Source organism: Streptomyces lancefieldiae, assembly GCF_031845825.1.
GTDB classification, from domain to species: domain Bacteria; phylum Actinomycetota; class Actinomycetes; order Streptomycetales; family Streptomycetaceae; genus Streptomyces; species Streptomyces lancefieldiae.
Map to the genome: position 1 here is coordinate 1 of NZ_JAVRFH010000108.1, position 9729 is coordinate 9729.

Annotated in this window: 11 protein-coding genes; all 11 read right to left on the reverse strand. The window is 68.4% G+C overall.

The window, feature by feature from the left end:
- A partial coding sequence (locus RM812_RS39705) for a helix-turn-helix domain-containing protein (RefSeq protein ID WP_311585470.1) occupies positions 1–544 on the reverse strand: 544 nt, incomplete at its 3' end.
- A gap of 346 nt (positions 545–890) precedes the next feature.
- Positions 891–2699 carry a glycoside hydrolase family 15 protein gene (locus tag RM812_RS39710; RefSeq protein ID WP_311585472.1) on the reverse strand — a complete coding sequence of 603 codons (1809 nt, stop codon included), beginning with the start codon at positions 2697–2699 and terminating at the stop codon, positions 891–893.
- Positions 2700–2902: 203 nt separating this feature from the next.
- A complete protein-coding gene (locus RM812_RS39715; protein ID WP_311585474.1) occupies positions 2903–4105 on the reverse strand; it encodes an acyl-CoA dehydrogenase family protein in 1203 nt (400 codons plus the stop codon).
- A 54-nt stretch (positions 4106–4159) separates the two neighbouring features.
- A complete protein-coding gene (locus RM812_RS39720) occupies positions 4160–4690 on the reverse strand; it encodes a GAF domain-containing protein (RefSeq protein WP_311585476.1) in 531 nt (176 codons plus the stop codon).
- Positions 4687–5304, reverse strand: coding sequence for a GTP-binding protein (locus tag RM812_RS39725; protein WP_311585478.1), 618 nt, complete (start codon positions 5302–5304; stop codon positions 4687–4689). The genes RM812_RS39720 and RM812_RS39725 overlap by 4 nt, the downstream gene beginning before the upstream one ends.
- Positions 5282–5647 carry a DUF742 domain-containing protein gene (locus RM812_RS39730; RefSeq protein WP_311585480.1) on the reverse strand — a complete coding sequence of 122 codons (366 nt, stop codon included), beginning with the start codon at positions 5645–5647 and terminating at the stop codon, positions 5282–5284. The genes RM812_RS39725 and RM812_RS39730 overlap by 23 nt, the downstream gene beginning before the upstream one ends.
- Position 5648: 1 nt before the next feature.
- Positions 5649–6107, reverse strand: coding sequence for a roadblock/LC7 domain-containing protein (locus RM812_RS39735; protein ID WP_311585482.1), 459 nt, complete (start codon positions 6105–6107; stop codon positions 5649–5651).
- Between the two features lie 46 nt (positions 6108–6153).
- Positions 6154–7554: a histidine kinase gene (locus RM812_RS39740; RefSeq protein ID WP_311585484.1), complete on the reverse strand. Its 1401-nt coding sequence runs from the start codon at positions 7552–7554 to the stop codon at positions 6154–6156.
- 441 nt (positions 7555–7995) lie between these two features.
- Entirely contained in the window at positions 7996–8778 is a 783-nt protein-coding gene (locus tag RM812_RS39745) for an SAM-dependent methyltransferase (RefSeq protein ID WP_311585487.1), read from the reverse strand.
- A 32-nt stretch (positions 8779–8810) separates the two neighbouring features.
- On the reverse strand, positions 8811–9005 hold the full coding sequence (locus RM812_RS39750; RefSeq protein WP_311585489.1) for a hypothetical protein: 195 nt from the start codon (positions 9003–9005) through the stop codon (positions 8811–8813).
- The coding region (locus RM812_RS39755; protein WP_311585491.1) for a Scr1 family TA system antitoxin-like transcriptional regulator at positions 9002–9729 on the reverse strand (728 nt) is incomplete at its 5' end. The genes RM812_RS39750 and RM812_RS39755, both read right to left, overlap by 4 nt.

Here is a 9729-nt window from a genome sequence, read left to right on the forward strand (position 1 = left end):
AGGCCGTCTCGGCCGTGAGGCGTTCGGAGCACCGGATGCGGTACGCGAGATTCCCGTTGTCCTGGTCTGCGGTGACCGTCGGTGCGGCCGGCCTGGCGTCTCGCGCGGGGCTGAAGAGGCCCCAGGCGTGTGCGAGTCCGATCAGGTGCGTCGCGTTGTCCGCGCATGCCTTGGCCACGACGGCATTGATCTCGGCCAGTACGTCGTCGGCCCGGACGCTGACGGCTCGTGCAATGTCCTCGTTGCGGGAGTACTTGGCTATCGCCCGTATGAGTTGCAGTTCCGGTGTGGTGAAGTCGGGGCAGGCCCGCTGGCACGTCGGCGGTGGTACCTCCCGGATGCTGAGCAGGGTGTGGACGAGGACGGGCCGGGAGCAGCCAGGCTGGTTGAGGCGCCTGCGTGCTGTACGGAGATGACTGGCGACTCCTGCTGCGGACAGGTGGATCCGGGCACCGATTGCTTCGTTGGAAGCGCCGTAGACGAGGGGCGCGACGGCGCGCCGCTGGAGTTCCGTGAGGCGGGTGGGCGGCGGGGCGGTGGTCATGTGGTTCCCCAGGTCGATGGAGTTTTGGCAGAGGAGGGGACGAGGTGCGCTGGGCCGCTGTCCTTGGCGGCGCGTGAACGTTGCCGTACCCACGCTCACCCCGCAGCACGACGGCAGCGGGGCAGACGTCGGTGCGGAAGAAGGAGGCCTGCGAATCGCGGTCCTCGCTCTCGCCGGCACACGCGATCTGGGGGAATCGCTAGGGCAGGACCGGGAGCGCGGCTTCGGCTTCGTACGTGGCCAGCGGGGCGAGCAGGAGATGGCTGCGCCGGGCCTGCGTGCAGGAGACGCGCCAGGGTCACCGGTATGCGGAGCGCGAGGACACCGGTCGGCGAAGGCCAAGTCTTCACGCAGGCACCCCCACCGAGGCGAATGCCCGTGAGAGTGTGAGGGCCGTATCCAGTACCCCGACGTGTGAGAACGCTTGCGGAAAATTGCCGACCAGGCGCCTGCGCTTGGAGTCCCACTCCTCCGCGAGCAGCCCCAGGTCGTTGCGTAGTTCCAAGAGCCTTTCGAAGAGTTCGCGTGCCTCGTCGATTCGACCGATCATGGCGAGGTCGTCAGCGAGCCAGAAGCTGCAGGCGAGGAAGGCACCCTCATCGCCGCTCAGGCCGTCGATGCCTACCTTGTCGCCGGCGGTGGGGTAGCGCATGACGAAGCCGTCGGGGGTCATCAGGTCACGCTGGATGGCTTCGATCGTGCCGATGACCCGGGGGTCGTCCGGGGGGAGGAAGCCCACCTGCGGGATGAGCAGAGTGGCGGCGTCTAGTTCCTTCGAGCCGTAGGACTGGGTGAATGTGCGGCGCTCCGGGTCGAATCCGCGCTCACAGACGTCGCGGTGAATTGTCTCGCGCAGGGCTTTCCAGCGCTCCAGCGGGCCGTCGACGGCACCAGACTCGAGCAGTTGGACCGTGCGGTCGACAGCCACCCAGGCCATGACCTTGGAGTGCACGTAGTGGCGGCGCGGACCCCGGCTCTCCCAGATTCCGTCGTCCGGCTCCATCCAGTGCTTCTCCAGGAAGTGGATCAGCTTGACCTGGAGGTGGTCGGCGGGGCCGGCGGGTAGCCCGGCCTGGCGGGCGCGGTGGAGGGTTTCGGCGACTTCGCCGTACACGTCAAGCTGGAGCTGGCCTGCGGCGTCGTTGCCGATCCGTACCGGGCGGGAAGCTTCGTAGCCGCCCAGCCAGTCCAGCTCGCTCTCCGGCAGTTGCCGTTCACCGGCGATTCCGTACATGATCTGCAGCTTTTCCGGGTCGCCGGCTACCGCGCGTAAGAGCCAGCCCGCCCAGTCGCGGGCTTCGGACCGGTAGCCGGTACGCAACAGCGAGGAGAGCGTGATGGCGGCGTCGCGCAGCCAGCAGAACCGGTAGTCCCAGTTGCGTTCGCCTCCCAGATCCTCGGGCAGGGAGGTGGTGGGGGCGGCGACGATCCCGCCGGTCGGGGCGTAAGTGAGCGCCTTCAGTGTTATCAGCGAGCGGACTACCGCCTCCCGGTACGGACCGTCGTAGGTGCAGTGGCTGACCCAGGCCGTCCAGAATTTCTCTGTCGCCTGCAGTGCCTCTTCGGCGTCCGGTAGGGCGGGTGGGTCCTGGTGGGAGGGGTGCCAGGTGAGGGTGAAGGTGACGCGTTCTCCCTCGGTGACGGTGACGTCGGAGCAGGTCGTCAGGGCTTCGCCGTACGTCGGGGCGGTGGTGTCCAGCCACAGGCTGTTCGGACCGGCGACGGCCTGGGTGCGCTCGCCCCAGGTTTCCACCCAGGGGACGACGGAGCCGTAATCCATGCGCATCCGGAGCCGGGAGGCCATGGGCACGCGACCGCTGACGCCCTCGACGATGCGGACGAGTTGGGGGGATCCATCCTCTCGCGGGGGCATGAAGTCGATGACCTTCACGATGCCCGAGGTGGTGACCCATCGGGTTTCGAGTACGAGGGTGTCCTCGCGGTAGTGACGGTCGGTGGAGACAAGGTTCGCGTCTACGGCCGGGCTGACACGCCAGAAGCCGTTGCTCTCGTCGCCCAGCAGGTTCGCGAAGATCGCGGGGGAGTCGAAGCGGGGCAGGCACGCCCACTCGACTGTCCCGTCGCGGCCGATCAGGGCAGCGGTCTGCATGTCGCTGACGAGTGCGAAGTCCTCGATACGCCGGGTGGCCAACATAGAAGAAGATCCGTTCGGTGCGGGGGCACGCGGGCCGCGGGCGGGCCGAGCGTGCTGACAGGTGACGCCGGATGGGCGGGGGTGTGTCCTGCGGGAGCTCGGACAGCGTCCTGAGGTCACGTTGGGGCGGCTTGCTGCTGGCGGGTGATGGCCGTCTGTTGGACAGCCGTGCTGCGGGGACTGATCACGTCCGAGGGGTCAAGTCAGGGCAGTGGGAGCCTGGCGGGGGAGAGCGCAGTGGCAATCCGTTGTGACCACTGGCCCTTGCTCTGATCGAGGGCGACCTCGGCCAGGCGCAGCATCTGGATGTCGGACGTGCCTGCGGGAGCGAAGATGTGGTGCGCATCGCGCAGATAGCGACCGATGGGCATGTCGGCCATCAATCCGGCTGCGGCGTGGATTTCCATCGCGGCCCGGGCGGAGTCCAGGGCCAGCTCAACGTTGATCAGCTTGGCGTTCATCAGCTCGGCGTCACAGGGCACACCGGTGTCCAGGAGATGGGCGGCGTGGTAGGCGGCGAGGCGGGCCGTCATGACACGGGACTGGATCTGCCCAATTTTGATCTTGATGTTGGGCAGCTGGTGCAGCGGGTTGTCGTAGCGGACTCGTTCGCTGGCGAAGGCGACGGTCTGTTCGAGGATCGCCTGATGGATGCCCAGGGCGACCGCGGTGAGGTTGGGACGCCCGTACAGGACGCTGGACGAGTAGGCGACGTCCAGGCCGTCTCCCTCCCGGCCGAGGCGGTTTGTGACTGGTATCCGGCAGTCGTCGAAGTGCAGCTCGCCGAAGCTGAAGCCGTGCAGTCCGAGGGTCTGGTCCACGGCGGGCAGAGTCAGGCCGGGGCTGCCTGCTTCGACGAGGAAGGCGGTGAGCCCTTGGGAGCCCTCGCCGGTGCGGGCGACAACTCCGTGGAGGTCCCCGACGTGCGAGTTGCCGACGTAGATCTTGCGCCCGTTGAGGACGTAGTGGCGTCCCTCACGGCGTGCGGTCATCTGCATGCCCAGTACGTGGCTGCCGGCTTCGCGTTCGGTGACGGCGATGGTGGGCAGGCACGATCCGTCGGCGATCCGGGGGAGCCAGTCGCGCTTTTGCTGGTCGCTGCCGAAGTGGATGATCTTCGCGACGCCGAGCTGGGAGGCCTGGACGAAGGCGCCCATGGCGGCGCTCACCCGGGACAGCTCCTCGATGATGAGGGTCTTGGCGAGGTGACCGGCCCCCATGCCACCGTAGGCCTCATCGATGGTGACGCCGATCCATCCCTGCCGGGCGATGGCCACCGCGAGCTCTGTTTCCACCGCTGCGGTGCGCTCCATCTCCGCCACGCGCGGTGCGACCTTGGACTCCGCGAAGGCACGGACGCGTGCGCGGAGCTGGTGGTGGTGCTCTTCGAGATAGGCATCGGACACTGTGGGCTCCCCTCCCTGGTGATCGCTCGTGACGTGCGGCGGCGCGGGTACGGGCTAGGGCTGGATGCCGGCGCGCTGGTAGAGGAAGTTCATGACGTCGTCGCGGCGCTGTTTGATCAGCGCGAGGGAGTCCCGTCCGGTGCTCAGGGCCCGCTCCTCAGGGCCCACGAAGCACACGGTGCCGAGCACCGTGTCGCCGTGGAGGAGGGGGGCGCCGGCGTAGGTGCGGATTCCGATCAGGTCGACGACGGTGTTCCCGGCGAATCGCGGGGAGGAGAAGACGTCGGGCAGGACCAGGGCCTTCTTGCGGTCGACGACCTCGGGGCAGAACCCGTGGTCGAGGGGCATGCTGCGGCCGACCGTCGGCAGGTCGCTGTCGCCTGCGGGCGTGTGGAGTCCGAAGAACTGCTGCTGGCTCCCGAAGATGTTGACCATGGCGTAGGGGACGCAGGCTTCCTGAGCCAGCTGCGTGGCGAACGCGTCGAGGTCCGGTTCGGGGCCCGTCAGGCCGAAAGCACGCAGTACGGCGTCCCGTTCGGCTGTCGCCGCGTGAGGGTGGTGGGGGGCGTCGATGGGGAAGGTCATGCGAGGGCTCCAGAGGTGAGCTGACGGCGGCGCCGGAGGCTGTGCTCGACGAGCCGGATGAGAACGGTCATGGCGGAGGTGCGCTGTCGGACATCGCAGGTGAGGACCGGGACATGCGAGTCCAGTTCGAGGGCGTGGCGTACTTCGTCGGGGGTGTAGCGGTACGCGCCGTCGAACTCGTTGACGGCCACGACGAATGGCGTCTTGAGCTGTTCGAAGTAGCTGACCGCGGCGAAGGAGTCCTGTAGGCGCCGGGTGTCGGCCAGGACGACCGCGCCGACCGCGCCGTAGGAGAGGTCGGGCCAGGCGAACCAGAAGCGCTCCTGTCCTGGCGTGCCGAACAGGAAGAGAATCATCGGGCGGTTCGGTTCGGTGAACGTGATCCGGCCGAAGTCCATGGCCACGGTGGTCGTGGACTTCTCCGCCACGCCGGTCAGGTCGTCGATGTCCCGGCCGGCGTCGGTGAGGACTTCCTCCGTCATCAGCGGCGGTATCTCGCTTAGCGTGGCGACCATCGTGGTCTTGCCGACGCCGAAGCCGCCGGCCACCACGATCTTCAGCTCCGCCACAGGGAGCGCCGCGTCCCCAGGTTCAGAGCCGATTGTGTAGGCCATGAAGGAGTGCCTCCAGTAGGTGTACGTCGGGATCGGCTCCGGCGCCGACGGGGTTGGCCCGGGCCAGCGCATCGCAGTCGAGGAGATCCCCGATCAGGACTTTCACGACTTGCACGGGCTGGTGCGTCCGGGCGGCGAGTTCGGCAACGGAGCGGGGGACGCCGCTGCAGTGGAGCAGCAGCGCCTCACCCTCGGCACTGAGGTGAGCCGTCCCGGGGGCGATCGGTCGGGTGATCAGGCAGGTGGTGAGATGCAGCGTGTGCTTGGAGCGGGTGCGGCCTCCGGTGATCGTGTAGGGGCGGACGTCGCCTAATGAGCTGTCGGCCCATCCGCTGGCCCCCATGTCACAGCCCCTGCCCGCTGAACGAGTTGGCTCGGGCCGCCACGACGAGGTGCTCGTCCAGTCCCCCGATGAAGGTCTCCATCACGTAGCCGACCTGGCCCGGGTCTGCGTCGGGCCTGGCCACGACGGCCAGGACGGTGTTCACTGCCTTGTTGTCGCTGAATGCGGCGCCGGCGCTCATCACGAAGAGGCTGCCGCCGTCGTGCTCGACAACGACCTGGCGGATCCCGCCCGGCGTGTCCTTGAACTGCTGACGCCCGAGCGAGTACAGCCCGGAGATGACGGCCGCGAGGTTGTCGGCGTCGTCGGTCGGCTGTTCGGTCCAGGCCAGCTTCAGACCGTCACCAGAAGCAAGGAGGGCGCGGGTCGTCCCGGGTGCCTTGTCGAGAAGCCCCGCGAGCAGTCCGCTCAGCTGGTCGCGCGCGGCCGTGATACGGGGGGCAGTGCCGTCATTCTGCATGGGTTTCTCCTGGTCAAGTGAGGGGGGTGGCTGGACGAGTGGTGACTCAGTCGCCGGGCGGCTGCGCCTGGGGGGAGTCGTCAGACGGCCGACGGGAGCGGAAGTTCGCCATCAGTCCACCGGTGGCGCGTCCCGCGGGTGCCTGCTGCACCACCGGCGGGAGGCGCCTTTCAGCCTCGCCACGCCGGGGCAATGGAGGTCGGCCCGGCTCCGGACCGGACGAGGATGTGGGTCCCGTCCCGCCTGGCAGTTGAAGCGGGATGCGTCGGGGCAGCTCAGTGGTGTCGTCCGGGCTAGGCGACGCCGGTTCCCGTCGCACGGGACCGGATGACATGGGCGCCGATGGAAGCGGTTTCTCGGCCGGAGACTTGGACGAAACCTGCTGGTCGGCAGAGACGAGCAGATCCTTGGGGATGAGCACAACGGCCTGGGTCCCGCCGACGATGTTCGGCCCTAGACGAATGGTGATCTTGTGCCGCTGCGCGAGCAGGGCGGCGACCAGCAGGCCGATCTTGCCGTCACGCAGACGGGCGCGAGGGTCCTCGCTCTCTGGAGCGGCAAGCAGGCGGTTGAGCGATTCCCGTTTCCGCTGAGACATGCCGGTCCCGCGGTCAAGCAGTTCGATGGCTATCCCGCCCTCGGTTTCGTGGGTGTGGACCTCCACCCGCTCTCTCGAGAAGCCGGTTGCGTTCTCCATCAGGGCGGCGAGCAGGTGCACCACGTTGGGGCTGACGTATCCCGGTAGTGCGGCAGCCGTGTGCGGGGCCGGTGCCACGCGGACACGCTGATACTCGGGAATCTCCGCGACGGCGCGCCGGATCGCCGTGGCCAGCATCACCGGAGCACTGTCCCGGGGAGGGGTATTGCCGCCCAGGACCGCAAGGCTTTCGACCGCGCGCCGGATCTGGGTCAGCAGGTGATCGACGCGGAAGAGCTCCGCCATCAGCTCCGGGTCTTCGATGTCCCTCTCGACCTCGGAGATGACGGTGATACTGCGGTTGACCAGACTCTGCAGACGCGGAGAGATCGACTTGAAGATCTCGGCGAGCTCTGCCTGCGCGTTCAGCTGCTGGTGCTGGCGAGTCGCTGCCACCATCACCGTCTTCCACGCCTCATCGAAGGCCTGGTCCAGGAGAGCGATGGCGTCGGTGCAGATGTTTCCGGTGCGAGGCGGGGCGGGGGACGGCGAGAAGTTGGTGTGCGCGTTGCCCTGCTCGGCCTGTGCGGCTGCCCAGCGAAGGCCCTGCTGGCCCTTGCCGACAGCCGCGATGACGGCCTCAAGAGCTCCGTACGCCTCATCCCGCTCCGCGCGGACCTGTTCTTCACGAGCCAGGCCCTTGCGGGCGCGCAGGACACGCGTTCCGGTCCACCACAGAACGCACGCTGACGCGACGACAGCGGTAGCGATGCCAGCGGGAGGTGGCAGCATCTCGAAGTCGTCGAGCATCCAGCCACCACCGACGGCTGCTCCGGTCAGCACCGAGGAGGTGAGAGCAGGCGGAAGGTGCAGGGCGCCGCCTGCAGGCGCCCGGTGGCGTCGCCGAGCCTGAGCCGGCACCTGGCTTGCGAACTCAGACACGGCGCATCCCCCGAACGTGAAGTCCCATTGACTGCAGGAAGACGTCCCGCATCCGTGCGCCCGTCAAGCTGAGGCTCGAGTGCACCACCACTGCTTCCGTGGTCGCACAGCCCGGCGGACCGGGCGGTGCGGCCCAGAATCGGTGGCGGACAGACTGCTGGCCCTGTGTGTACGCGGCGGCCGAGTCGAAGCGGGGCAGGCACAGCCAGTCGACGGTTCCGTCCCGGCCGAGCGGAGCAGCGGTCTGCATGTCGCTGATGCGCGCGTAATCCTTGGAGGGCAGTCGGCTGTCCAAGGTTGGCGGCCTATTCATGTAGTCCGGTCTCCGGTCGTGACGAGTACGGCGTAGGCATGGGAATGGTCGAAACGGGCGTCCATGCTGGGCAGCCGGGCGGCGCTGGTGCTGGGAGGCCGCCAGGTGGCAGTGCTGACGAGCCCGCGATCGTCCAGCAGCGACCACGAGCCGAGCAGCGCATCGAGGGCGTCCTCGGTCCGGGGCCAGAAGCCGATGCCGGCCTCCTCGTAGATCTCGCTCAGTCGCGCCAGCTGCCTCGCGGGGGCAAAGTCGCCGGTGGCGTGGGTGAGCGAGAGCACGGACCCCGGCGGGAGCCACTCGTGCAGCCTTGCCACGGCGGTGCGGGCCATGTCGTCGTCGACCCATGGCAGGACGTCGTGTAGCAGCACCCCGATCGGTCGGTCACGGTCCAGCCGCTCGATCGGCGCAGCAGCGAGCAGGGCGGACAGGTCCGCCAGGTCACCCAGGAGCGAGGCCGTGCCGGCGCGCTCGGCCAGGAGCATCCGTGCGTGGCCTTCCACCACCGAGTCGCTGTCGACGTAAACGATGCGGCGTACGGCGCCCGGCAGGCGCAGGTTGTCGTCGTGTGGCAGGCCGCAGCCCAGGTCGATGACCTGGTCGATGCCCAGCTCCCGTGTGAAGCAGTCCAGGATTCTCGGGCCGTGGGCGCGGTTGATGCGCACACTGGGCGGCAGCCACGTGGCGACGGCAAGCAGGTGCTGGGCGAATTCGCGGTCGACGATGTAGTTGTCCGTCCCGCCGTCGAGATAGTCCTGCACCCGAGCGACCTTCGGCATGAGGTAGTGGTCTGGGGGAATCGAGAGGCCCGTCACGCGTCGATCCCCTTCCTCAGTCGGGCGCGCACGGCGCACCGCGCGACGCCCGGTTGGACAGGGGCGACGTCGGTGTGGAGCAGGACGCCGACACGGCGGTTGAACTCTCGTTGGTCGAGGTCGAGCAGTCCGGTCATGGGCACGTCGTGAGGCGACCCGAGCAGGCGGGCGAGGAGCCGGGCGGCGTTCACGAGGCGGTCCTCCGCTCCATCGCGTCCGCGGCGCGCGCGAGCAGCTCGTACGTCTCCTCACGGCTGCAGGCGGCGGGCAGGGCCTCGCGCAGGCCGGCACTCACGGTCCTCGCAGCGCGAGAGCCGGTCTCATAGCTGGGAAACAGGCCGAGGCTCGTCACCAGGCGGTGGCCGTGCAGGGTTACTTCAGCGGGCCAGTGGGCCGTGTGAATGGAGAGCACCGGGCTCATCGGCAGGATGCGGACAACCGCACCCCCGGCGGCCGATTCCTCGCCCTTCACCAGGCTGGCAAGGTGCCGCAGTTGGTCGGCCATCACCTTGCAGTCGCCGACCGTTCTGGTCAGCACGGTCTCGTCCAGCAAGACCGTCCGCCGCTGGTCCTCGGCCCACGTATGGTCGTGCACCCACCGGGGCAGCCCCAGCACCGGTTCATCCGCGTTGAAGCAAACCGCGGGGTCCAGCACCGCCTCCTGATACTCCTGTGTGCGCAGGCCCGCGGGGACCTGCATGGAGAATTGGATGGACTCACTCGCAGTCCGCATCACCGCGATGTAGCGCGCCATCGCCTCCTCACCCGCCACGTCCGCCCAGTGGTCGAACGGGGCGCGTTTGGCGTGCCCCCGCTCTTCGCGCTCGCTCCGGATGTAGTCCTGCGGCGGCAGGCTCCGGACGAGGTAGTCGGAGTGCTTCCCCGCTACGCCGTAGTGGAGCAGCAGTTTCTGTA